The organism is Gammaproteobacteria bacterium (assembly GCA_029884425.1).
Classification (GTDB): Bacteria; Pseudomonadota; Gammaproteobacteria; order S012-40; family S012-40; genus JAOUHV01.
Window position 1 is genome coordinate 76,502 of sequence record JAOUHV010000003.1, and the last position, 24,900, is coordinate 101,401.

Genomic DNA, 24,900 nt, shown 5'->3' on the forward strand with positions numbered 1-24,900 from the left:
TTTTGATGTTCAAAAAACAATCAAAGTGAATTTACGGAATGGCAAATAATTATAACGCCTCAGATATTGAAGTTCTGACGGGGCTAGAACCGGTGCGTAAACGCCCCGGAATGTACACCGAAACAACTCGCCCCAATCATCTTGCGCAAGAAGTCATCGACAACAGTGTTGACGAAGCGATGGCAGGTCACGCCACGCGGATTGACGTCATATTGCACAGTGACGGCTCATTGTCCGTGGCCGACGATGGTCGCGGTATGCCGGTTGATATTCATCCCGAAGAAAAAATTCCTGGCGTCGAGCTTATCCTTACCCGACTGCACGCTGGCGGTAAATTTTCCAACAAAAATTACCAATTTTCCGGCGGCTTGCACGGTGTGGGCGTTTCCGTCGTGAATGCGCTGTCATCACTGGTAGAAGTCAAAGTACGACGCAACGGATGCGAATACCAAATTGATTTTGCCCACGGTGCACGAATCAAAAAATTGCGTGAAATTGGTACCGTCCCCAAAAAAGTCACCGGCACCACGGTACGTTTTTGGCCGGAAGAAAAGTTTTTCGATACCGTAAAATTTTCAGTTTCTCGCCTAAAGCATGTATTGCGCGCCAAAGCCGTTCTTTGTCCTGGTCTGCGCATCTCCTTTTTGGAAGAAAAAACCAACGAAGCGGAAGAGTGGTATTACGAAGATGGCTTGACCGACTATCTGATCAGTGCCCTCCAAGGGCACGAAATGCTGCCGTCACCGCCGTTTGTTGGCTCGCTCAAAGGCGACATTGAAGAAGCCAGTTGGGCAGTGGTGTGGTTGCCAGAAGAGGGCGACCTGGTCACAGAAAGCTACGTGAATCTTATTCCCACCGCGCAAGGCGGAACGCACGTCAATGGATTGCGCACGGGCTTGACCGACGCCATTCGCGAATTTTGCGAGTTCAAGAATTTGTTGCCGCGCGGCGTAAAACTTTCTCCTGAAGATGTCTGGGATCGTTGTAGCTACATCCTCTCGGTAAAAATGCAGGACCCGCAATTCTCCGGGCAAACCAAAGAAAAATTGTCGTCGCGTGAATGCGCGCCGTTTGTGTCTGGCGTGGTAAAAGACAGCTTCAGTCTCTGGTTGGGTGAATATCCTGATCTTGGCGAAGCCATCGCCGACTTGGCGATTAACAACGCACAAAAACGTCTACGCGCAGCTAAAAAAGTAGTGCGTAAAAAAATCACCTCAGGTCCTGCGCTACCGGGAAAACTTGCCGACTGTTCCTCCACCGATTTGTCGCAAACTGAATTGTTTTTGGTGGAAGGGGACTCTGCGGGTGGCTCTGCCAAGCAAGCACGTGATCGGGAATTTCAGGCAATCATGCCGCTACGCGGTAAAATTCTGAACACCTGGGAAGTTGATCCACTGCAGGTGTTGGCGTCACAAGAAGTCCATGACATCGCTGTTGCGATAGGCGTCGATCCTGGTTCAGACAATCTCGAAGGTTTGCGTTACGGCAAGGTCTGTATTCTTGCTGATGCGGATTCCGACGGTGCGCATATCGCAACCTTGTTGTGTGCCTTGTTCGTTCGTCATTTCCGTCCGGTCGTTCAGGCAGGACACATTTACGTTGCCATGCCGCCGCTTTTCCGTATCGATGTGGGCAAACAGGTGTATTACGCCTTGGACGAGAACGAAAAAAATGGGGTTCTGGAACGCCTTAAAGCAGAAAAAACCAAAGGCAAACCTAACGTTCAACGCTTTAAAGGTTTGGGTGAAATGAATCCCTTGCAGTTGCGTGAAACCACCATGGCGCGCGACACGCGCCGCCTCGTCCAGCTGACGTTGGATGCTGGTGATGAAACCAACAATATTATGGACATGCTACTTGCCAAAAAGCGGGCAAAAGACCGCAAACACTGGCTTGAAACCAAAGGCAATCTGGCAGACGTCTGAGGACGTCTCTTGAGGTAATTCATGGGAAACGAAATTCAATACAATGAAGACGGCACCGAACGTCTTGGTCTAGCGCAATTTACTGAACAGTCGTACTTGAACTATTCCATGTACGTTATTCTGGATCGTGCTCTGCCGAACGTGGGTGATGGCATGAAGCCAGTGCAACGTCGCATCATTTATGCGATGAGTGAACTGGGTCTGCGCAATACCGCAAAATTCAAAAAATCTGCGCGCACCGTCGGTGACGTTTTAGGTAAATATCACCCGCATGGCGACAGCGCCTGTTACGAAGCCATGGTGCTGATGGCCCAACCATTTTCGTACCGCTATCCGCTGATCGACGGACAGGGCAACTGGGGTTCACCTGATGACCCAAAATCCTTTGCGGCAATGCGTTATACCGAGGCTCGTCTTACACCATTTGCCCAGGTACTTTTATCCGAATTAAATCAGGGAACCGTCGATTGGACGCCGAACTTTGACGGCACCATGATGGAACCCACCATTCTGCCAGCGCGCCTGCCGGTGTCGTTGCTCAATGGTGCCTCAGGTATTGCCGTTGGTATGGCCACCGATGTACCGCCGCATAATCTGACAGAAGTTGCTTCGGCCTGTATTCACTTGCTGGAAAATCCCAAAGCGACTCTCGAGGAAATTTGCGAGTTCATTCAGGGGCCGGATTTTCCGACCGATGCAGAGATCATTACTTCCCGCGCTGAAATATTGAGCATGTATGCACAAGGCGCAGGCTCAGTGCGCATGCGTGCGCGTTTTGAACATGAAGAGGGCGATGTCATTATCACCGCCTTGCCGTACCAAACCTCGGGTGCGAAGGTGCTCGAGCAAATTGCGGCACAAATGAACGCTAAAAAACTGCCGATGATCGAAGATCTGCGCGACGAATCCGATCATGAAAATCCAACGCGCTTGGTGATCACACCTCGCTCTAATCGCGTTGATGTTGAAGAAATGATGGCGCATTTATTTGCCACCACCGATTTGGAACGCACATTCCGCGTCAACCTCAATCTCATCGGCACCGATGGCAAACCACGCCAACGTAATTTGCTCGACATTTTGCTGGATTGGCTCAGTTTCCGTACACAAACCGTTCGGCGTCGGTTGGAATCCCGCTTGCAAAAAGTGCTCGCCAGATTACATATTCTGGACGGTCTGCATATCGCGTTTTTGAATATCGACGAAGTGATTCACATCATTCGTACCGAGGATGAACCCAAGCCAGTGCTGATGAGCCGCTTCAAACTGTCGGATGAACAAGCCGAAGCGATTCTTGAATTAAAACTGCGTCATTTGGCAAAGCTGGAAGAAATGAAAATTCTGGCAGAAAAAAATGATCTGGAAGAAGAACGCGACGACATTGAAAAAACGCTGGGATCTGAGCGTCGCCTGAAAACCCTGATCAAAAACGAAATCAAAGCAGACATGGAAGAGTTTGGTGACGAGCGTCGCTCACCCATCGTCGAACGTGATGCTGCCCAGGCGATTGACCCCACCTCCATCGTGCCTTCAGAACCAGTAACGCTGGTGCTGTCGAAAAAAGGCTGGATTCGCTCAGGCAAAGGGCACGAGCTGGATGGCACAACATTGAGTTATAAGTCTGGCGACGAGTTCCTCATTTCTGCGATGGGCCGCAGCAATCAAAATGTCGTATTCATTGATTCCACTGGCCGGTCATACGCGCTGTCCGCACACACCTTGCCCTCAGCCAGAGGCTACGGTGAACCGCTGAGCAGTCGCGTCAAACCGCCCTCGGGCGCCAATTTTGTTGCGATGCTTACCGGTGATGATGCTGATTTGTATTTTGTCGGTACCGATAGCGGCTACGGATTTGTCACCACCTATGGGGACATGGTGTCTCGCAACAAAGCAGGCAAGACATTAATTTCTGTTCCCGCCGGCGATAAAATTTTGCCGCCAAAGAAAATTGCAGATGTCGAATCGCAATATTTAGCTGTTGCCACCACCGATGGCTATCTGTCAATTTTTGCTATTTCTGAACTGCCAAAACTTGGAAAAGGGAAGGGTGTAAAACTCGTTAGTATTCCTGCCGCCAAGTTGAAGAAACGTGAAGAAGTTGTTCAAAGCGTAGCCGTCATTGGATTGGAAGCCGCGTTGACCGTTTACTCGGGCAAACGCCACATTCGCTTGAAAGGCAATGAACTGGATTACTATCTGAACGAGCGGGGCAGACGTGGTTTGAAATTGCCGCGTGGATTCCAGAAGATTGACGGTATAGAAGAAAGCTAGTTTCAACTAGCTTTTTTTCTTTCAGAAATAAAAATCCGGTGCAGCACGGGAGGTGTACTGCACCGGCAAGGTGAATTAGGAGCTAGGGAGTGCTCCTAATTGCTGCTTAAACCTGGTTTTACCTGACGCCAAACTCGCTTCATCAGCAAGTAATACAACGCGGTAAAGATTACAAAATAACCAATCACCCACACGCCCAGTGATTTACGCTCTTGAGCACGGGGGTCTGCTGTCCAATTCAAAAACGCTACAACGTCTTTCGCTTTTGCACTGATTTCTGACTTTTCCTGCTCATCCACTGCGGTAGAAATATCAAAAACGTCTGGCATCTTGATATTCGGGAACAAGTGGTTGTTGTAATGACCATCCTCAGTTTTGTGATAGCTGGTCATCAAGGTGTAAATATAATCAGGACCATGTGGTCTGGCCTTGGCCATTAACGACAACTCAGGTGGCACCATACCAAACAGTGCAGTAATCACCTTGTCGTTATTGAGCGAGACGAGTCTTTCACCCATCAAACGCTCGCCTCTTAATTGATCAACAAACGCCTGATCAAAACCAATGTCCAGAAGGTGGCGATACTTGATGTACTTTAACGAATGGCACATCCGGCATTCGTTGTAATAAATCATTGCGCCACGCTGCAGACTGGCCTGATCTGTTGCTACTTCTATCTTCGTCAGCGGAATCGTCGCTGTCGCCGCCTGCACCAATGACATTGGCAACAGCAGAGAAGAGGTTAATGCTGCAATAGATGTCCAACGAGTCAAACGCATTATTTTTTCCCTCTCTTCTTTGCGTCACGAGCAGCGATTTCTGCTTCTTCTTTCTTGATCATTTCTTCCACTGCGGCAGGCAGACCACGAGAACGCACCCAGCGTTCTTCATGTTTAGCGCCGAAGGGCAGCAAAACGAACACAGCAAAGTAGATGAAGGTGGCAACCTGACCAACGGGAATCAACACTCCTTCCGGTGGCTTGGCGCCCACGTATCCCAGAACCAACACATCCAGGACGAAAACATAGAACATAATGCGATAAATCGGACGGTAACGTGCACCGCCTGGAATACGTGAGCGATCCAGGTAAGGCATGGCCGCAAAAATTCCCACCGAAATCGCCATCGCGATAACACCACCCAGCAAATCAGGTACGGCACGCAAAATCGCATAGAAGGGCAGGAAATACCATTCTGGAACGATGTGTACCGGCGTCTGCAGCGGATTGGCAGGAATGTAATTGTCCGGTTCAATAAACATGTTCGGGTTATAGAACACAAACCACGAGAAAATGATAAAGAACACGCCGTAGCCAAACAGATCTTTGATGGTGAAGTACGGATGCAAAGGAATGTTGTCCTTCGCAGGCAAATCCACCCCGGTAGGATTACTGCTGCGTACATGATGCAGCGCAACAACGTGAATCACAACAGCGCCGGTGATAACAAATGGCAACAGATAATGCATGGAGAAGAAACGCGTCAACGTTGCATCACCCACCACGAAATCACCACGCAACCAGGTAACCAATTCGTCGCCCATGAAAGGGACCGTGCCGAACAAACTGGTAATAACCTGCGCACCCCAATATGACATCTGGCCCCAAGGCAACAGATAGCCCATGAACGCCGTTGCCATCAACAGAATGAGCAGACCTTGGCCTGTCCACCACATCAGTTCACGCGGTCTGCGGTATGAGCCGTAGTAAAGAGTTCTGGCCATGTGCAGAAAAATGACGGCAAAGAATGCGCTCGCACCCGTTGAGTGCATAAAGCGAATCAACCAACCGTAATTAACATCGCGCATGATGTGTTCGACTGAATCGAACGCCAGCAACACATCGGCCTTATAATGCATGGCCAGGAATATTCCGGTCACCAACTGAATCATTAACACCAAACCGGCGATAGAACCAAAATTCCACCAGTAGTTTAGATTCTTTGGTGTTGGGTATTCCGTTAACGAGTGCTTAACAAAATGAGTAAGAGGAAAACGTTGATCTATCCAGCTAACAACTTTTTTCATATCGGCATCCCTTACGCGCTCGTCTTGCCAATGATGATTTTGTCTTCCGAAATAAATTCATATTTCGGAACGATCAAATTCTGTGGTGCAGGGCCTTTCAAAACTCGACCACTGTTGTCATAGACACTGCCATGACAAGGACACATCCAGCCATCCGGCTTCCGTGAAGGCACGCAACCCAGGTGGGTACACAAGCCAACTACAACCAGCCAGTCGGGGTTGATGACGCGATCTTTGTCTGCCTGAGGATCTTTTTCGCTACCAGATTGCTCCATCTCGGCAATCTGTTTTTCGGTACGGCGTAAAATAAATACTGGCTTTCCTTGCCACTCAACCGTTTTAACTTCGCCAGGGCGAATGCCTTTCAGACTGGCTTCAGTGGTTGCTTTGGACAACACATCCGAGCTCGGATTCATGCTGCTGATAAATGGCCAGCAGGCGGTAGCAACACCAACGCCAGTTACGACGGTAGCGGCAGTCGCTATAAAGTCCCGACGTTCGGGATTTTCTAATTCAATTTGATCTGACATTGCGTTTACTCCAAACAATCTACGCGCAATTAATCACCGCTTTTGAAATATGAGGTTTTGTTATTTCAAATTGGAGTAATAATCGACAATTACCTTAACGTCTTCATCAGGCACGCCGGCAATAATGGCCTGCATCATTGAATTTTGACGATGGCCACGTTTGAAATCCGAAATGGTATTAAGCAGATATTCGGATTTTTGGCCCCGTAGATTGGGGATACTTGGACTTAAGCTGATGCCATCCTCGCCATGGCAACCAAAGCACAACTCAGCCTTGGCAGCGGCTTCAGATTGCTCCGCAGCAACAGCGGGCAACGCAAAAGCAGTCATTGAAATCGTCATTCCCAGTAACGCAATTTTTTGTCGCAGCAACATTGTTTTCCCCAAACAAGCGTAGAGATATATTTTCTTTTTTATAGATAAAGTCACCCTGGCACCGACTGACTTTGCTTTGACCCATGTGCATTCTGGAGGGGTTGGTACACACAAATGCTATGCTGTCAGGCGGTGCCGGGTTCCTTCATTACAAACTCTTTACTTCCACAGTATTTTCAAAGAGCTGTTCGGTTTTGGTTAAGACGCGACGCGGCCTCTAACCAGAGAAGACATTTTTGGCAGGTAATGCCAGGCTGTCAGCGTTGCCAACAGTCCAACAACACAGAACAGGGGATTGCTAAATGTAGCGAAATAAATACCTACGCAAACCGCTACGATCATCACCAATACATCCATTTTTTCTTTATTCATTTTTTAGCCTCCACTTGGTTTGTATGCAAAGTCCGGTGAAAACCTGATCAACAACGACTACCTTTTCGTTTCGATCAGAACCCAGTATCTGCGTTTTGTCTGGGCTCAATGGCAGGAACAGTGCCAACTTCGCCACAGTCTGCAGGGAAATTATATTTATTGTCGTAACCAACTGTTATAAAAGAGTTTATTTGTCACAGACAAATGGCGCGCCGCCTATGTCCGCGCAAAAAATCAGCGACACAGGCCAAACCAATTGATCAAGATGTTAAAGCTGAACTGAACAAACTGAACAAGCTGTTCAATACGGTTATGAAAGGAGATTGAAATTGGACACAGAATAGAAAATGCGCTGCGTCTCCGCAGCGCATTTAGTGTTAGCGGGAATTTTTACCGGCAGTATAGGCCGCCAATAAGGCGGCCTGTAACTGCGGCTGGGCACTCAATGATTCAATACCCATGTGCTGCTTTGCAATTGCATCGAGCAACTGCAAATATTGCTGATCACGCCAGGCTTGTTCAAACCCGGCGATGTCAAAATAGCCATCGTGGAAAAAATCCCCGGCCAAACCTTCGGCATCACTGAACAAAATTTCTTCTTCAAGCATGACTTCATACTCGTAAGAATACAGATCAATGTGGTTGGCTATCGCTATAGAGCTGTACAACTCTGTCGACAGTGCATCATTGAGGCGCATTATTTCGTCCAGATCGAGTGCCAGGCGTGGTTGATACTCAATACCCTTGAAGTAGAAATGCACGCTCACTGTAATTTTGTTCGCCATGATGCACCTATTTGGTTAAGGCCATGAACAATGCCGGTAACTTTTCTGGCAAACGCTCAACACGATCAATGACCGTGTATTGCTGACCAAAAATGTCTTTCACATAATCATCGGCCCGAGGGTCCAGATTGATACAGTAGGTGAAAATACCTTTTTGATCCAGTTCCTGAACCGCTTTGTGCGAATCCTGGATCAATAGCTTTTCGTCGTTGCTATCAATGTCTGCGGGCTCACCATCCGTCAGCACCAGTAGCAATTTTTTATCGGCTTTGCGTGCTTCCAGATAATGGGCTGCATGACGCATGGCAGCGCCCATTCGCGTTGAATAGGCTGCTTCCATTGCCGCCAGACGCCCTTTAACCGTATCGTCCCAATGCTCGCTGAAGCCTTTGATGTGCATGTATCGCACTTCGTGGCGTGAATTTGAATTAAAACCAGCAATAGCAAACTCATCGCCCAAGGCTTCAACAGCCCATGAGGTAAGTGCAACCGCTTCCTGGCTCAATTCCAAAATCGTTTGGTTGCTGCCCGGGGCAACTTCGTTGAGCGAGGCTGACAAATCCAGCAGCAACAACACTGCAATACTGCGATCATTGTGTTTGTGATTCATATTGATGCGCGGATCAGGTTGCGAACCACTCTTCAAATCAATCAGCGAACGAATCGCTACATCCAGATCCAGCTCCGAACCGTCTTCCTGATAACGCACCCGCACAAAATTTTGTGGCTTGAGCATATCCAGCATACGCTTCAGGCGCTTTGCGAGCGCACTGTGCTTGGCCAGCAAACGATCGATGTCTGCCGGATTACCGCTGGGATGCAGGCTCTCATAGAGGCTCACCCAATCAGGTCGATAATTACTGCTGTTGTAGTCCCATTCAGGATAGTGGCGGGGAGGCAATCCTTTATCCGCTTCTTCGGCTTTGGCTTTGCGTTCATCCCAAATTTCTTCTTCGTCACCTTCTTCGATAAATTGCCACAAGTGGCGATTATCATCGCGATAGCTGACTTCAGTATCTTTGAAATGCACACGCGGCAATTGATCCGACTGCACTCGGGTACGCGCCACAAAAGACAAGCCCAAACTGGCCATGTCCATGGTAGAACTGGTTCCATTTGCCATTGCGTCACGGAATTTCTGCGCAAACTCGTTCACAATGACATTTTCGTAACCGTGATCAGTATTGAGTAACGCATACGACATCATCGCCAAGCGGTGACGCAAACAGGATTCGTGCTCGCTGTCACAGGCAAACTCCTCTGGACGAGGATGCAAGGCCATCACGATGCGACGCAATCCCGGGAATCGCTGCATGGACAGATAATCCACGCGGCAATCCTCAAAGATCTCAACAGCTAAACGTTGAAAAGGACTGTAGTTATCGGCGATCAAACGATTTGACCAGCGACGATGGGCCGACATATGCGCCAAGGTTGCGCGATACCGATCCAAACCAGTCACTCGCCGATAGTCATCATAGACATCGGGGACGCGTAATCCCAACGAATCAAAATAGGGTTGTGGCTTGCGTAAATCATCAAATGCTTCGGAGTAGGGCACCAGCATCGGGATGTCGTCATCACTATTGATCGCGGGCCACATAGCACGCAAATACAAATCCAGACGACGTTCATTGTCGATGAACAAAGTACCATGCCGTTCGCGTTGCATAACTGCACGCGAATCCGCAGACTTCAAACTAAAATATTCTTCCTGACGCTCAGGATGATTGTGATAGTTGCGAATGCCGTATTCGATCCAGTTTTTCAAACCGCCCAATGATAATTGATGCAGCAGCGCCGGCATGTTTTCAAACATGGGGATAGCGCCGGGGCTAGGGTAGGAGGTTGCTTTCCAGCCATACACCGACTTTGCGGTGCGCTCCATCATGTCCATCACCAGCGCAATATATTTTTCCAGCGAATCAGCGCAGCCTAAACGTCGCGCAACTTCACCGATGGTCTGCACAAACGAGGGAATAGCTCGCCCATTGGCCGTGCGGGAAATTTTCCACACTGCCTGCGACACCATCGACAGCGTTTGTTCACCCAGGTCGTGCGCCACTTGTGGCATTTCTTCCAGGTAAGTCAGTATCGGATCAAATCCGCGACCAATCATGCTGACCAGTGACGCGCCTTCCAGATAGTCGGCCACGCCTTTGTCAGACAACAATGCCCGCGCCTCAACCATGCAGCCCTCAAACACATTATCGAGTTGAGTGAAACTGCATTTGAGTTGTGAACGATAATAGGCCAGCTCTTCCGCACTCAGTGGCGGATAGCTGGGCCCCATGCTGGTGGTTTGTAAAAACGAATTGGGGATCACCATCGCGGCTTACCCAAAAATCTGATCGATGGCGTGATCCAGAGTAGACACGATATCTTGATCATCCGTAATCGGACGAACCAGCGCCATGCGACAAGCGTCAACCGCAGCTACGCCATCGTTGATCAAGCTTGCTGCGTAAACCAGCAAACGGGTAGAAATGCCTTCGTCCAAACCGTGACCTTTTAGGTTACGTGCGATGATGCCAATCTCAACCAGTTTGGCGGCCATGTCCACGCCCAGACCGGTTTCTTTGGCCAGAATTTGTGTTTCGATTTCTTTGGGAGCGTAATCGAAATTCATGCCCACAAAACGCTGTTTGGTGGACTGTTTCAAATCTTTCATCAGGCTTTGGTAGCCTGGATTGTAGGAAATCACCAATTGAAAATCAGGATGCGCTTCAACCAGCTCACCTTTTTTATCCAAGGGCAGCGTGCGACGATGATCAGTCAGCGGGTGAATAACAACGGTAGTATCCTGGCGCGCTTCAACCACTTCATCCAAATAGCAAATCGCGCCCATGCGCGCTGCAATCGTCAATGGACCATCCAACCAACGCGTACCGTTGGCGTCCAACAAATAGCGGCCCACCAAATCGGAAGCCGTCATGTCTTCATTACAGGCAACCGTGATCAGTGGCTTGCCCAGTTTCCAGGCCATGTATTCAACAAAACGGGATTTACCGCAGCCAGTTGGACCTTTGACCATCACAGGCAAACGTTTGCGATATGCGGCTTCGTACAATTCAACTTCATTGGACTGAGCTTGATAAAACGGCTCTTGCTTGATTTTGTACTGTTCAATATTGATCTGGCTCATGAAAAAACTCCTGAGGGTATTCTTGCTTTGTTGCAGCAGGCTAATGGCAAAAAGCCCCTGCCATGAGGCAGAGGCTTTTCGTTTGGTTTGATAAACCGGTCGTGCTTACTTGTGCACGCCCAGCTTTTCGCGCCAGCCAGGATAGATCTTGTCGGCGTCTTTCGGGAACGATTCGAAGGCACGAGCGAACTCTTTGTGCTCCTTCGCGTACTGGATTGGGTCTGCACCAGACTTCCAGCACTCGTAAGCTTGACGCAGAGAAGTTGCACCAGCTGCTGGAGAATCGATGTGACCGTAAGAACCACCACCAGAAGTATTGATTACGTTACCGTGACCCAGGTTCTCGAAGAAGCCTGGCAGACGCAGTGCGTTCATACCGCCAGAGATGATCGGAGTCGTTGGCTTCATGCCGTACCACTTCTGGTAGAAGTGTGGACCTTGGCACTCGTCACGCTCGATCATGTAAGCGATGTGTTTGTCGTCAGCTTCGCCTTCCATCTTGCCGAAGCCCATGGTGCCCACGTGGATACCAGAAGCACCTTGCAGACGTGACATCTTGGCCAGAACGAATGCAGTGTAACCACGCTTAGCAGAAGGAGAAGTTACTGCACCGTGACCTGCGCGGTGGTAGTGCAGGTACTGGTCAGCAAAGTAACGACGCGCAGTGGTAACCATACCAGGACCACCAACGTAACCGTCAACCAGGAAAGCTACTTTGTCAGCGTCTGGGCCGAAAGTTTCCAGGATGTATTCGCCACGAGCGATCATTTCGTTGTGATCGTCAGCAGTGATGTTGGCAGAGAACAATTTAGCCTGGCCAGTTTCATCCTGAGCGCGACGCATTGCGTCAACAACCAAAGGAATAACTTTCTTCATTGGGCAGAAAACTTGGTTGCCCTGTGGCTCGTCGTTCTTGATGAAGTCGCCGCCCAACCAGAACTGGTAAGCTGCTTTAGCAAACGGCTCAGGACGCAGACCCAATTTAGGCTTGATGATGGTACCAGCGATGTAACCACCGTCAACCACTGGGCGACCCAGGATGCGCCACATGTCGCTGATGTCTTTTTGAGGACCGTCGAACAACTGCAACATGCGTTGTGGCATGTAGAAGTCTTCCATCTTCAGGCTGGCGCAATCGCCCATACCTTGGTTGTTACCAATGGCCAGAGTCAGGAAAGAAACGATCATGGTACGGCCGTCGATTACGTTACGGTCGAACAGATCCATTGGGTAAGCGATTTTAACCAAGCCAGTGCTTTCGTCAGCGTGGTAAACAATCGCGTCTACGCCTTTGGTGAAATCGTCAGTAGTACAAACTTCAACGTTAGTACCGGTAGAAGATTCTGCAGCAACGTGAGCTGCAACTTCCAGGAAGCCGTAACCGGCAGCTGGAACCATGCGGTAGGCAACCAATACGTGTTTGCCACCAGCAATCAGGTCATCTTCTTTCAAACTTAAATCTGCGTAACGTCCGGATTGATCCATTGTAAATGGTCCTCTATCTGATTTTAAAAAAAACACATGCTCCACCTATAACTAGGGGGCATAAACACTATATTATTATTTTTATCTATACACCTTGGTTGTCTGCATAGACACCAACCTATGTGCGGCGCATTCTACTCCCTACGTTTTGTAATGGCAATATAAGTTAATATTAATATTTGATATGCGATAGATATACAAAAGTAAATGCATTGAAAAGCAAATAACTAACATTATTGCTTACACTGCCCATTAACCCCTTATTCCTCAAGGCATTATCCCCAAGGATGGCTAACGCACCAGATACAACGACAGGCCGCAAGGTAACGTCCATGGTGATCAAAATTTAACCTGCTTTTTCCGCCGAATGCTTCGCAAAACGAAGGATTCAATTTGTCCGCAGGCTTGTGTACATTGCTAACAAGGCTCATTAACCATAAGGTGCAACACTTAAATATGTCTGCGGATAACTTAAGCAACATCAAACAACGCCTGCGCGATTTCGCCAATGAGCGCGACTGGGATCAATACCACACCCCCAAAAACCTCTCCATGGCACTCAGTGTCGAAGCCGCCGAACTGATGGAACATTTTCAATGGCTGAGCGAAGCCGAAAGCCGGCAGTTATCCGCCGACAAACTCAAGGCGGTTTCTTATGAAATGGCCGACATTTTTGTTTATCTGATTCGCATCGCCGACAAGCTCGACATTGATCTGCTGGCCACCGTGGATGAAAAGCTGGTCATCAATGCGCAGAAATATCCTGCTGAACGAGTGAAGGGCAGTCATAAAAAATATACCGAATACGAATAGTCACTAGGCACCACCGCGTTTGCATCCCTGCTGATGCGTGCCTAAAATGCCTGACCATACTCACTGCCGGCGATGCCATCATGAAAATTTTATTGGTTAGCGTGTTAATTTTGCTGCTGATCGCCGCAGCAGGATTGTTATTGCTGGCTCGAAAATCAGAAGCCGCCCCCACACTTGGGCTCCAGAGCGATACTGGCCAACTGCTGCCTTGCAGATACAACACTCAATGCGTGAACAGCCAAAGCAGTGACGAATCTCACATTGAACCTTTTCACGGTTTGTATTGGGATAGCTTGCCCAGCACCGTGGTTGCACTCGGCGGACAGATTGAGCATCAAACAGATCATTATATATGGGCAACGTTTCGCAGCCGGTGGCTGGGCTTTGTCGATGATGTGGAGTTTGTTTTCTTGCCAGAGCAGGGGATTATTGACGTGCGATCATCCTCGCGTGTAGGCCGCTCGGATTTTGGCGTTAACCGCCAACGGGTCGAAAGCATCCGAGCAGCAGTACATCAGTCAGAACTGTAACTCAGCGCGGCTTGGGGAAATTCAGAATCGGCTGACCGGGATAGGATGGCGTGCATTCCGCTTCGGATTTTTTGACCAATGCCCGGCGAAAACCGGCATCCATTTCCAGCCATTCAAAGCGTAAATCTTCACCGATACCACATTCTTCAATGGCGTCCGACAACAACTGCGAGCGTGTGGCAAACAGCTCCTCGCTGATCACCATATGTTGGTGCGCAAATTTCGGCGCTTTTCCACCGTAAGCTTTGGGACCGCCCATCAATTGCCCCATAAAATCTGTCTGCTGATTTTCCAGTACCTGCTGGGGTTTATCGGTGAAATATTTTCCCAGCCATGGATGGGCATACAGCTTGTCGTAAAAGCGTTTGTGCACCTTTTGCAACGTTGCCTTGCCACCTAACCGATCAAACAGCGTCTTGTCCATTGCCATCACTCGTCTTAAATAGTCATATTGATGACATGGGTATCGGCAGCATCAGCCAATACTGAATCCATGGCGGAAATAGTGTAGATTGGCTAGATCCAGGCTCCGATTTCGGTTTATGCGCAACAAAACCCTCGTTATTCAATCGCAACGGCAACCGTTACCACACGAATGGCTGGTTCCCTGTATGCAAACCGTTCGGTCATGGTGTGATCAGCATAATTTTTCCTACCAATTTGTAGGTGATGAGTTGTTTGACGGGCTGGATGCGGATCTGTTGCAGAAAACCGCTCATCAGCGTGTCATCGCAACCGATCTGGCGCGCTTGCGTTTGCTGACCCATTTTTTGGACGCCGAATTTGACACGGTGGTGTGGCTGGATGCGGACTTTTGCATCTTTTCCCCGGCGAGTTTTGTATTACCCGCCACCAGCTATGCGGTAGGCCGCGAAGTGTGGGTGCAACACAACGAGCGCGGCGTTTTGAAAGTGTACAAAAAGGTACACAATGCCTTTTTGATGTTCCGCAAACACAATCCATTTTTGGCGTTTTATCTCGACACCGCAGAACGGATGCTACGCGATTGCCAAGGCCCAATGCCGCCACAATTCATCGGGCCAAAACTACTCACTGCGCTGCACAATGTGGCGCAATTGCCAGTGATGGAAACTGCCGGCATGCTCAGTCCGTTAGTGATCAACGATATTTTGACTGGTGGCGGTCCAGCATTGCAGCGGTTTTGTCAGCATTCACCGCAACCGATTACCGGAGCCAATTTATGCAGTTCCAGTTGCGTACGCGACGACGTCAGCGATGTGCAGATGTCCACACTGATTGCCAAATTACTTGCCAAACCCAATTTATTCGGCTAATCGCGCAGTGCGTGAATTTGCCAACTTTCTGGTATCCACTGCAAATCTTCTGGCTCATCAATGTCGTGTAGCGTTGGCCCCAAACGAACATTCCAACCCAGTTCGGCAAAACGATTCAAGGTTATCTTCGCAGTGGTTGAAACACTCCAGGGAACATCCGTAAAAATATGCGCGTCAAATCGATTCAATCCCAACAAGGTATAACCACCATCGGCGGCTGGATACAATGTCGCGTCCGCATCGTGTAATAAATCTGCCGCTTGACACAACAGTGATGCATCGATTTCAGGAATGTCGGTGCCGATCAACAGCAGGGATTCTCCTTGGGCAATGACACGCTGTGCTGCCCGGGCCATGCGTACTCCCAAATCGCCATCGCCTTGTGCAGAAATAGTTACACCCGTTGGCAACTGAATGCTTTGCCATGCATGATCATCAATGCTTGGCGTTGTGCATATTTCTACCGGGCCTACCTCTGCCGCCAATGCTTGCGTGATGCAGTGGCGCAACATCTGCTTTGCTAATTCCGCCGCACCGTCGGCCCCCAGCGAGGCAATCAACCGTGTTTTGGCAAAACCAGGCGAGGGCGCTTTGGCAAAAATAACCACGCGAACAGTTCGTTTTTCTGTTCTCATCAACCACGTCGCCAAGTGTGATAGCGCTCCAGCCATGTAAAAATTTTCCGTGGCACTTGCTTGCGTTTCCACACGCCAGCAACCTGCTTATTCGCCTCAGAAAACGTTGGATAACTGTGCACGGTCGAAAGAATTTTGTTCAATCCCAATCCATGCTTCATCGCTAGAGTAAACTCTGCCAGTAAATCTCCTGCATGTTCACCCACGATGGTAACGCCCAGAATACGATCACTATTTGGGACGGTAAGCACTTTGACAAAGCCCTGGGTAAGACCGTCAATCATCGCTCGATCAAAATCGTCAAAATCAAATCGGGTCACTTCGTACGCAATGTTCTGCGATTTGGCTTCTTGTTCATTTAAACCAACGCGAGCAATCTCTGGATCGAGAAAAATGGAGCGGGGCAGTACGCGATAATCAACTTTGAATTTTTTCCACTGACCAAACAAACTGTTGACCGCTGCGTGCCATGCTTGATGCGCTGCGACGTGGGTAAATTGATAGGGGCCGGCAACATCGCCCGCCGCATAAATATTTGGATACAATATCTGTAGATATTCGTTGCTGTGTACCGTGCCAGTGGTATCTATGCCCAGCGCTTCCAGACCAAATCCGCTCAAACGTGGTTGTCGGCCAACGGCACACAACAACATATCCTGTTCGATCCGCTGTTCAATATTATTTCCGTGAACTGTCACAAACTGACGCTCACCCTCACGCACACAGTTTATCACTTCATGTGCCGTCAATACGGTTACGTCACTGTGCTGCAAAACTGATTTGGCGTGTGAAGAAACTTCACTATCTTCGGTGGACAATAAACGCTCCGCACGTTCGATCAAGGTTACTTTGATGCCTAACCGTGCAAAACTTTGCGCCAACTCGCAACCGACCGGACCGCCGCCCAGCACCGTCAAGCGAGCAGGGGGCTTGTCTGAGTCGGTCAACCGGTTCCACAGATTTTCGGTGGTAACGTAGTTGATATTTTCCAATCCCGGAATATCGGGCACCACTGCACGTGCGCCGCTGGCGATAATGATGCTACGGCTGGTGAGTTGCCGTACCGCTCCATCGACTTGACGAATTTCAACCGTCCAGGGGTCTAGCAGACGGGCGTGCCCCATAACCACATCAACGCCCAACTTGGTATAGCGCTCCACGCTGTCATGTGGCTCAATCGCGCGAATAACCTCATGCACTCGTGACATCACCCGATCAAAATCGATTTCTGGCTCAGTTGTTTTTATGCCGTAATGCGGCGCATTGCGTACTTGCTGCGCCATCCGCGCACTTTTGATCAATGCCTTGCTGGGAACGCAACCGTAGTTCAAACAATCGCCACCCATTTTGTGCGCTTCAATCAGTGTGACTTTGGCTTTAAGCGTGGCAGCAATATAACTGCTGACCAAACCCGCAGCACCTGCACCAATCACAATCAAATTGCGATCAAACCGCTTGGGGCGCCGCCACTGGGCAACATGGGAAACAGGCATGGCAAATCCAGTCAAAAAGTGGGAAACACATGATAGCGTTTGCTCCAGCCAACCGGAAGAAATAACTAGAAAGCGGGGAGGGAAAAGCAGATTCAGACGCCAGCTTATGGAAAAGCTGGCGTCCTAATTTCATCTTATTCAATACTTCCGACAACACCTTTGGCTGCCATGCGATAACCAACGATGCAGTTAACCGGTCCTTGACCTGGCTTTGAGTAAATCTGAACAAGAACAGACTTTGAGTCAATGGCATTGGTCAATCTCGTCACGTCTTCTGCGGTCAAAATCTTGGTGCCACAAGAAAGACCACCCCAACGATATTCTTCGACCATTCCCTGGGCATCCACCATGATCATTCCATGTCGATTAAGATAGGTGTCCGAACTCTGGCCATTGGCCTCAACCAAAAGAACCTTGCCAAAATAACCCTTCGTATCTTCAGCAAACGCGCTAAACGAAATACCTGTTAATAACAAAAAGCCCAAAATTAGTTTTTTCATTTTCACGATCCTCTATGTATTGTTGATCAAACACGCCGACGAGCTGCCACCATACCCAGCAGTCCCAATCCAATTAATGCAAATGCGCCCGGAGCAGGTACTCTGGCCGTTGGCGGTGTCCGCTCTGTAGTAACATCGCCGTCACGAACAGCCCAAACGAAAGCTTCAAACCCAGGAGCTACGGTTCCTTGAGTTCCATTACTAACTCCAAACATCATGTTTGGTTCGCCCAACCAGTAAAAATTATAATTTTGAATATTCTCGAAAATGACGCCGTCAGCGCCGATATTGACCAACCCATGACCGGGCTGCGGGCCATTCCCGTTCGTATCAAACCAAGCGAGATTCCCCAAGGTGTCGTACCAGAGATGAGCAAGTTCAGAAGTGCTCGTATCGACATTAAAGCCGCAATCGGTGCCGTTAAAAGAGGTATTGCAGCCGTCGTTGCCAATGTCAACGAAGGAGGCCAAACGCCAGTCATTGTATCCACCGTAGGAAAGGCTATTTACCCAGTTATTGGCATCTGCCCAAACCATTTTGCCATCGCTGTCATAACTGGAAGTTTTCGCGTAGTTGGCATCCTGTAACCAGGTAATATTTTGAACGGTGTCGTAAATCATCCCGTTGCCGCGATCAATCAAGGCTGCGTTGGCTCCGCTGGAGAGGATCAAACCCAGACCAACCGCCGTTGCCATAAAACATATTGTGTCTTTCATCATCGTTACTCCCTGAATAACTTCAATTCCCAGTCTGGTTAAATACTGACACACGGGGTCATAACCGGAAATCTGACATATGTCATATGACAAAGTGCAGAGAGACAGGAGGGATGCAATGAGTGCAAAACGCCAAATTGGCTTAGCTCTTTGCATTTAGGGACAGATTGGATAATTATCAATTTAACATAATATACATTATACGCATAACGACCTGTATTGAACCCGATTGGAGCCACCCCCTGGATTGAACATTAATCCACCAATCCTGGCCAGGTTTATGCTCGATATGCGCAACAACAACCTTCCGACGAGTTTCTAACCCATGCCAAAAAAAATTCGCCCAAGCCAGCAGTCCAGTGATTTTGAAATTGCCAAGTCGCTTAGTCCCCGGCGCAAAACCAGTCGCGCAAACAACATTGACGAATTAGCCCAGGAACAGTTGGCGCATTTTTCCATTGATCCAGACACGGCCATGGGACAATCGCTCGCCAGTTTGGCGCAAAGTCTGTATCAAGCCAACATAGATCTGCACCACATGTGGACCGCCAGCGTTCAGGCGTTACAGCAATTGGATCGCAAGGACCGGATTGCATACTTTAATGCCAAAAAGTTTTTGTGCTTTCAGCTAGCAAAGCTGCTGGACTCACTACAGAATCCGTTTCGCAAAACATATCAGTCATTGATACCCGAACAATCTTCGCGCATTGCCAAAGGTCCATATCCGATTTTCGATAATGTGACTGCCATTTTTTCCGCCACCCCGGTAATTACCCGCACGGCCACTTATTTGTACGCTTGCACCGAGTGGATTGATGATGCCTTCCAGGGCAAAGAGCCGTTGCTGGAAGTGTATTCACGCTTGCTCAATCCCACCTCCATCAGTCTGGCAAATCACATTGTCGATTTGGAGTGCGGTCATTTGTCGGCTGAATATACGGCCTGGAATTTTAACTCGGGCATGGCCGCTATCGATGGCATATTGAGCCACTTGCTGGGCTATGAAGATATTATTATCTGTTCACGAAATGTTTATGGCGGCACGTTTCAATTGTTGCATGATTGGTTTGCCAAACCCAGCAACCTGAACGTCGCTGTCGAATGGTTTGATGGTTACGATGTCGATAGTTTCAAACACGTTTATGATCGTGTCAAAAAACAATACACATCACGCATCAGCACTGGGCGGAAAATCTATGTGTATCTGGAGTCGCCCTGCAATCCACATGGCTACGTGTTGGATGTCGCCGCGATTTGCGATTACGCACACCGAAATAATAGTTTGGTGATTGCCGACACCACGGTTGCCACGCCGTTTTTGTATCGCCCCATGTTGCGCGAGCAATTGGCCGAGCGTCCTGATTTTGTCATACACAGTTATACCAAAGATATTACTGGCACCGGCGTTACCACCGCAGGTGTCGTCATTGGCCGCAATGAAACCATGTTCATTCCCAAAAATGAATCAGTCACCGCGATGAACTCCTTCGGCAAAAATGCCACCTTCCAGTGGCGCGATACCTTGTTCTGGAATGTGTACTACGTCAAAGGTGCGTTTCTTGATTCAGAGAAAGCGTTCGAGGTTATCAACGGTTCACGCACACTGGAATTGCGCATGATGCGCAAGGTCATCAATACCGTTGTGCTGGCACGTTTTTTTGATTCGCACCCTGACATTAATGTCAATTGCAATGCACTGGAAAACAATCACAACGCGGCCATGCGCAAACAATACATGCACATGGAACTGCCCGCCCCCTTGTTCACCATTGACATGGAAAAGGTCAAATTTGATCGATCAACCTTCACCCGCTTCTTTGACTGCTTGGAGCCTACCTTTTCGCACATGGTGTCACTTGGCCAATCAAACACCATGGTGCTCTGCCCTGCGCTGACCAGTCATTCGGAAATGAGCGAAGAAAAACTGAACGAAGCCGGCATTCATTTAACGACCATTCGTATTTCCGTTGGCGATGAGGATGTTCGCTCATTGATTGCACATTTTATTCGTACTACTGAATTGGTGTTTGATCCGCTGATTCCCAGCTTTACTGCAAAATTTATGGGTGCAAAACAAATCGATGATTTGTACGAGGAGATTTATCTGGATGTACATCGCCGCTGGATACGCTCATCCCCTGGCGTTATTTCTCTCCAGGCGCGCTAAAATAAAAAACCGGAAGCCATTTCTGCTTCCGGTTTTTTTGAACCCAATGTTTCCTAGTCGTTTATTGCTTAACGCCTTCGGCCTGGATCATGATCTGAACCTCATCACCTACGGCTGGCAGCGCATATTTCACACCGAAGTCTGAACGCTTAATCGCCGTTTTGGCATCAAAACCACAGACATCTTTCTTATTCATAGGATGAACTGCGCACTTGATGCGGGTAACATCCAATGAAACAGGCTTGGTAACGCCCATAATGGTCAGCTGACCGTCCACTTTGGCAGTACTGTCACTGGTAAATTTGACACTTGTGGATTTGTAGGTAATTTGTGGAAACTCGTTGACGTTAAAGAAGTCTGGTGAACGCAAGTGATCATCACGTTTCTTAAAGCCAGTATCGATAGATGCTGCGTCAATCACGATGTTCACTGCGCCAGTTTTCTTGGCCAAATCCAGATCGATAGTACCGCTGGTAGCGCCGAAGCGGCCATAGGTCATTGAGTATCCCAAGTGATCAATCGTGAAATTGGGATAGGTATGTGTTGGATCAATTTGATACGTTGCCGCATTTGCCGTTGCAAAACCCATTAGTGCAGTAAAACCTATTAGTACTCGACGCATGTATTTCCTCCTCCAGGTTGAAAAAAAACGTACTACTAAAAAGGTACGGGGCCGGCAGCTCGGTATGTCAGCCAGATAGCTCCCCCCGCCGGAATCATATAGACAACAAATAAGAGTAAAGTTCGCTTGAGTGCAGGAATCTTGCCGGAAAAATCGAATTGGGCAAGTAACGGAATCGCTGCCAACGCCAGCAGCGACATCCAAGGCACTTGAGCATAGATAGCTGAGGCGGGTCCCATGATCGCAATCGCACCACCACCAATGGCCGTCAGCACCCAGCCTGATTGTGCATTACTCGAATTGCCGATGATTTGTGCCAACACATAACCCAGTGCAGCCGCGCCGATGGACATGGCCATTTGCCCGTAAAGTGCCGAGGCACCAATAACGGCGCACGCCCCCAACCCAATGGCCATTGCGCCAATGGCAGTGCCCGATGACAGTCGGCTTTTGTTGCGCAACAGCGCGGTCATAATGACCGTCCACACGGCAAACGCCACAATGCTGCCGAGCACCACCAGATTATCCATTAACGTCAGTCGTGCGAGGTATGGCCACAGCACCCAGGTCAGTCCCGCCAGCACCAGGCCCGTCAACAAACCTTCGCCCTTACCCGTCCCTTTTAACCATGAGACGAACAAACTGAACACCGCAATCAGGATAACCATCAGCACAATCTTGCGCGTTGATGTTAAAGGTTCCCATCCCAGGCCAACCGTCAGCGCCGTCGTCAGCAAAAAGCCGGCAAGCAACGCCACACCCTGCAGTGCCCCCGCTCTCAGCAGCAACAGCGACAACACCAAACCGACAGCAAACGGAGCAATTCCCCCTTGGAATGCCGGATTAGATAACCATTCTTGCATTGTTTCGCCCTGCACATAGACTATTGATTTACAGTGTATACAGTATGTTAGCCTGAGAACAACAAAATCTAGAATCAGTGTAAAAAATTATCTATCCGGTTTATTTTTCCTATTATCCACCCATTGATTGCGTTAGCGAGTAAAGTATATTAATATTCCCTAATATTGTTTTTAGCTGATCTTTTAGTCACGGAGCGTACACCATGCGTCTGAATCGACTGGCCGCCATTGGGGTCAACTTACTGAGCATCGCGGCTCTTTCCCCTGCGGTTGCCCAAACTACCAATCTCGAACAAATTTATGCCTTGGCGCAAGACAGAGACGCCAGTATCGCCACCGCCAACGCCAGCTACGCTGCCGGACAAGAGAAAGCCAGCCAGGGACGTGCACTGCTCGGCCCCAGCCTGACGGCGGGAGCCAGTTACACCTACAGTCATTCCAAAGATGACCTAATGATGCCCGATGGCAAATCTTCCAACACTCAATCGGTCAGCCTGAATTTGACCCAGCCACTGTACAACTCTGCGGCGTTTGCCGGTTATCGCCAAGGCAAGCTGGCGGCAGTACAGGCCAAAGACAATCTCACGATTGCCGAGCAAGACCTGATAGTGCGCACCGCTCAAGCCTATTTTAATGTGTTGAGTGCTCAGGAAAGTGTTCGCGTGGCGCAAGCACAAAAACGCGCCTTCTCTGAAAACCTGGAACGCGCCAAACTTACCTTCAAAGTGGGCACGGCCACCATCACCGACAAACACGAAGCCCAGGCTCGCTACGACCTGGCTGTTGCGGATGAAATTGCCGCCAATAGCACACTGGAAGTCGCCAAACAGTCTCTGGCCAGCATCATTGGCGAAATGCCAGCTGAATTGGCCGACCTCAAAGCGGATACTGCCTTGCCAGAATTGACCCCTGCGGACATGGCCGAATGGATCAAGCGCGCCAAAACCAACAATGCGCAACTCAAAGCCGTACAACAAACTGTCGCCATCAGCCAGGAAGATCTCAACAAAGCGCGCGCTGGTCACAAACCTGTGGTCAGTCTGGTCGCCTCCGCCGGACAACAGGAAGGTTATAACTCGTTCCTGAAACAAGATAACACCACTGACACTTACAGCGTCGCGGTGCAATTGCAGGTTCCTATCTTTGCCAGCGGTATGACCTCATCACAAGTACGTGAAGCCAACGCGCTACGCGAAAGCGCCAAATCACGCTTGGAGCAAACTGAACGTAACATCGTGCTACAAACCCAGCAAGCCTATCTCGCTGTTGCCAACGGCCGGTTACGCGTGCTGGCATTGCAAGCCGCGCTGCTGTCCAATCAAAGCGCGATGGACGCCACCAAAAAAGGTTTGGAAGTTGGCATTCGTACCAATCTGGATTTGCTCAATGCCCAACAATTGTATTTCGCCACCCAGCGTGATCTGGCGGTCGCAAAATACAACTACCTGATCGATATTCTGCGTCTGAAATCTGCCAGCGGTTCACTCGAAGCAGTGGATCTGAACGAAATCAACGCACTGCTCCAAGGTTAATCATCTCAAAAACCACCGCCGGTTATCGGCGGTGGTGAATCTTCCCGTTCACGCTTTTTCTTGTCAGCAACAAATTTTTTTTGCCATACTCCAAGCGAATAGTTTTTTCCGTTCGCTGACAAGAAGGTGTAAACATTCATGCAGGACCTCAGCCAGCACTGGCAACTGGATGATTCCATCATCTATCTCAACCATGCTGCCGTTTCTCCCTGGCCAATCCCAACCCAACAAGCTGTCACGCGTTTTGCCGAAGAAAATTCGCGCATCGGCACGCAGCGATATCCCACATGGCTCGGTGTTGAAAACAAACTGCGCCAACATGCCGCCGCATTAATCAACGCTCCCAAGGTTAGCGATATTGCGCTAGTCAAAAACACGTCGGAAGGTTTGTCGTTTATCGCCTACGGTTTGAGCTGGAACGCGGGTGACAACATTGTCATCAGTGACCAGGAGTTCCCCTCCAATCGCATTGTCTGGGAATCGTTGGCAAACCAAGGCGTCAGTGTGCGCAAAGTCAATTTGCATTCGGCGGCTACACCAGAACTGGCGCTGATGCAGGCCTGCGATCAGCACACACGTCTGCTGTCCGTCAGCTCAGTCCAATTTGCCAGCGGCCTGCGCTTGTTGCTTGATGAATTGGGTGAATTCTGCAAAAAGCAGCAGATCCTGTTTTGTGTTGATGCCATACAGTCATTAGGAGCTGCTGCGTTTGATGTGCAAGCCTGTCAGGCCGATTTTGTCGTTGCCGATGGTCACAAGTGGATGGCGGGGCCCGAAGGTATCGGTATTTTTTACGTTCGCGAAGACATTCGCCATCAAA

At 49.2% G+C, this 24,900-nt stretch carries 24 protein-coding genes and 1 pseudogene; 8 read left to right on the forward strand and 17 right to left on the reverse strand.

From position 1 onward, the window contains the following. Nucleotides 1–38: 38 nt before the first annotated feature. Together parE and parC are read left to right on the forward strand one after the other, a co-directional pair. A complete protein-coding gene (gene parE / locus OEW58_01430) occupies nt 39–1,925 on the forward strand; it encodes a DNA topoisomerase IV subunit B (protein MDH5300007.1) in 1,887 nt (628 codons plus the stop codon). Nucleotides 1,926–1,946: 21 nt separating this feature from the next. Continuing rightward, nucleotides 1,947–4,196: a DNA topoisomerase IV subunit A gene (gene parC / locus OEW58_01435; protein MDH5300008.1), complete on the forward strand. Its 2,250-nt coding sequence runs from the start codon at nt 1,947–1,949 to the stop codon at nt 4,194–4,196. Nucleotides 4,197–4,291: 95 nt separating this feature from the next. On the opposite strand, the gene OEW58_01440 is transcribed toward parC, so the two are convergent. The 9 genes from OEW58_01440 to OEW58_01480 form a co-directional block, all read right to left on the reverse strand. Then, nucleotides 4,292–4,975, reverse strand: coding sequence for a cytochrome c1 (locus OEW58_01440; GenBank protein ID MDH5300009.1), 684 nt, complete (start codon nt 4,973–4,975; stop codon nt 4,292–4,294). Beyond that, nucleotides 4,975–6,222 carry a cytochrome b/b6 gene (locus tag OEW58_01445; GenBank protein MDH5300010.1) on the reverse strand — a complete coding sequence of 416 codons (1,248 nt, stop codon included), beginning with the start codon at nt 6,220–6,222 and terminating at the stop codon, nt 4,975–4,977. Before OEW58_01445 ends, OEW58_01440 begins: the two co-directional genes overlap by 1 nt. A gap of 11 nt (nt 6,223–6,233) precedes the next feature. Continuing rightward, nucleotides 6,234–6,752, reverse strand: coding sequence for a ubiquinol-cytochrome c reductase iron-sulfur subunit (gene petA, locus OEW58_01450; GenBank protein MDH5300011.1), 519 nt, complete (start codon nt 6,750–6,752; stop codon nt 6,234–6,236). Between the two features lie 60 nt (nt 6,753–6,812). Continuing rightward, the gene (locus OEW58_01455) at nt 6,813–7,127 is read right to left on the reverse strand and encodes a cytochrome c (protein MDH5300012.1); all 315 of its coding nucleotides are present in this window, start codon (nt 7,125–7,127) and stop codon (nt 6,813–6,815) included. Between the two features lie 198 nt (nt 7,128–7,325). Beyond that, nucleotides 7,326–7,499, reverse strand: a complete 174-nt coding sequence (locus OEW58_01460; protein ID MDH5300013.1) for a hypothetical protein — start codon at nt 7,497–7,499, stop codon at nt 7,326–7,328. Between the two features lie 377 nt (nt 7,500–7,876). Next, nucleotides 7,877–8,284 carry a hypothetical protein gene (locus OEW58_01465; protein MDH5300014.1) on the reverse strand — a complete coding sequence of 136 codons (408 nt, stop codon included), beginning with the start codon at nt 8,282–8,284 and terminating at the stop codon, nt 7,877–7,879. A 7-nt stretch (nt 8,285–8,291) separates the two neighbouring features. Beyond that, nucleotides 8,292–10,613, reverse strand: coding sequence for a VWA domain-containing protein (locus OEW58_01470; GenBank protein MDH5300015.1), 2,322 nt, complete (start codon nt 10,611–10,613; stop codon nt 8,292–8,294). A 6-nt stretch (nt 10,614–10,619) separates the two neighbouring features. Beyond that, nucleotides 10,620–11,429 (reverse strand): CbbQ/NirQ/NorQ/GpvN family protein, encoded by an 810-nt coding sequence (locus OEW58_01475; protein MDH5300016.1) that lies wholly within the window; start codon nt 11,427–11,429, stop codon nt 10,620–10,622. A 105-nt stretch (nt 11,430–11,534) separates the two neighbouring features. Then, nucleotides 11,535–12,914 (reverse strand): ribulose-bisphosphate carboxylase, encoded by a 1,380-nt coding sequence (locus tag OEW58_01480; GenBank protein MDH5300017.1) that lies wholly within the window; start codon nt 12,912–12,914, stop codon nt 11,535–11,537. 456 nt (nt 12,915–13,370) lie between these two features. Here OEW58_01480 and OEW58_01485 point away from each other — a divergent pair, with 456 nt between their 5' ends. Then, nucleotides 13,371–13,727, forward strand: coding sequence for a nucleotide pyrophosphohydrolase (locus OEW58_01485; protein MDH5300018.1), 357 nt, complete (start codon nt 13,371–13,373; stop codon nt 13,725–13,727). 80 nt (nt 13,728–13,807) lie between these two features. Then, a complete protein-coding gene (locus OEW58_01490; GenBank protein ID MDH5300019.1) occupies nt 13,808–14,257 on the forward strand; it encodes a DUF1499 domain-containing protein in 450 nt (149 codons plus the stop codon). 1 nt (nt 14,258) lies between these two features. Here OEW58_01490 and OEW58_01495 read toward each other — a convergent pair whose 3' ends face one another. Beyond that, nucleotides 14,259–14,681 (reverse strand): group 1 truncated hemoglobin, encoded by a 423-nt coding sequence (locus OEW58_01495; protein MDH5300020.1) that lies wholly within the window; start codon nt 14,679–14,681, stop codon nt 14,259–14,261. Nucleotides 14,682–14,868: 187 nt separating this feature from the next. Between OEW58_01495 and OEW58_01500 the strand changes: the two genes are divergently transcribed. Further along, nucleotides 14,869–15,552 (forward strand): hypothetical protein, encoded by a 684-nt coding sequence (locus tag OEW58_01500; protein ID MDH5300021.1) that lies wholly within the window; start codon nt 14,869–14,871, stop codon nt 15,550–15,552. On the opposite strand, the gene OEW58_01505 is transcribed toward OEW58_01500, so the two are convergent. From OEW58_01505 to OEW58_01520, 4 genes and pseudogenes are all read right to left on the reverse strand, one after another. Next, nucleotides 15,549–16,187, reverse strand: coding sequence for a TIGR04282 family arsenosugar biosynthesis glycosyltransferase (locus OEW58_01505; GenBank protein ID MDH5300022.1), 639 nt, complete (start codon nt 16,185–16,187; stop codon nt 15,549–15,551). The two genes, OEW58_01500 and OEW58_01505, sit on opposite strands and share 4 nt — an antisense overlap. After that, nucleotides 16,187–17,662 (reverse strand): annotated as a pseudogene (locus OEW58_01510) (FAD-dependent oxidoreductase). Before OEW58_01510 ends, OEW58_01505 begins: the two are co-directional and overlap by 1 nt. 152 nt (nt 17,663–17,814) lie before the next feature. After that, nucleotides 17,815–18,180: a hypothetical protein gene (locus OEW58_01515; GenBank protein MDH5300023.1), complete on the reverse strand. Its 366-nt coding sequence runs from the start codon at nt 18,178–18,180 to the stop codon at nt 17,815–17,817. Nucleotides 18,181–18,206: 26 nt separating this feature from the next. Continuing rightward, nucleotides 18,207–18,899 (reverse strand): PEP-CTERM sorting domain-containing protein, encoded by a 693-nt coding sequence (locus OEW58_01520; GenBank protein MDH5300024.1) that lies wholly within the window; start codon nt 18,897–18,899, stop codon nt 18,207–18,209. Nucleotides 18,900–19,221: 322 nt separating this feature from the next. Here OEW58_01520 and OEW58_01525 point away from each other — a divergent pair, with 322 nt between their 5' ends. Further along, complete coding sequence (locus tag OEW58_01525) at nt 19,222–21,063, forward strand: PLP-dependent transferase (GenBank protein MDH5300025.1); 1,842 nt, start codon at nt 19,222–19,224, stop codon at nt 21,061–21,063. A 61-nt stretch (nt 21,064–21,124) separates the two neighbouring features. Here the strand turns inward: OEW58_01525 and OEW58_01530 are convergent, their stop codons facing one another. Both OEW58_01530 and OEW58_01535 read right to left on the reverse strand, forming a co-directional pair. Continuing rightward, nucleotides 21,125–21,685, reverse strand: coding sequence for a YceI family protein (locus OEW58_01530; protein ID MDH5300026.1), 561 nt, complete (start codon nt 21,683–21,685; stop codon nt 21,125–21,127). A gap of 35 nt (nt 21,686–21,720) precedes the next feature. Beyond that, nucleotides 21,721–22,548, reverse strand: coding sequence for a hypothetical protein (locus OEW58_01535; GenBank protein MDH5300027.1), 828 nt, complete (start codon nt 22,546–22,548; stop codon nt 21,721–21,723). Nucleotides 22,549–22,751: 203 nt separating this feature from the next. On the opposite strand from OEW58_01535, the gene OEW58_01540 reads away from it, so the two are divergent. Then, on the forward strand, nt 22,752–24,080 hold the full coding sequence (locus OEW58_01540; protein ID MDH5300028.1) for a TolC family outer membrane protein: 1,329 nt from the start codon (nt 22,752–22,754) through the stop codon (nt 24,078–24,080). A gap of 5 nt (nt 24,081–24,085) precedes the next feature. On the opposite strand, the gene OEW58_01545 is transcribed toward OEW58_01540, so the two are convergent. Continuing rightward, the gene (locus tag OEW58_01545) at nt 24,086–24,220 is read right to left on the reverse strand and encodes a hypothetical protein (protein ID MDH5300029.1); all 135 of its coding nucleotides are present in this window, start codon (nt 24,218–24,220) and stop codon (nt 24,086–24,088) included. Here OEW58_01545 and OEW58_01550 point away from each other — a divergent pair. Continuing rightward, a partial coding sequence (locus OEW58_01550; GenBank protein ID MDH5300030.1) for an aminotransferase class V-fold PLP-dependent enzyme occupies nt 24,219–24,900 on the forward strand: 682 nt, incomplete at its 3' end. The genes OEW58_01545 and OEW58_01550 overlap by 2 nt on opposite strands.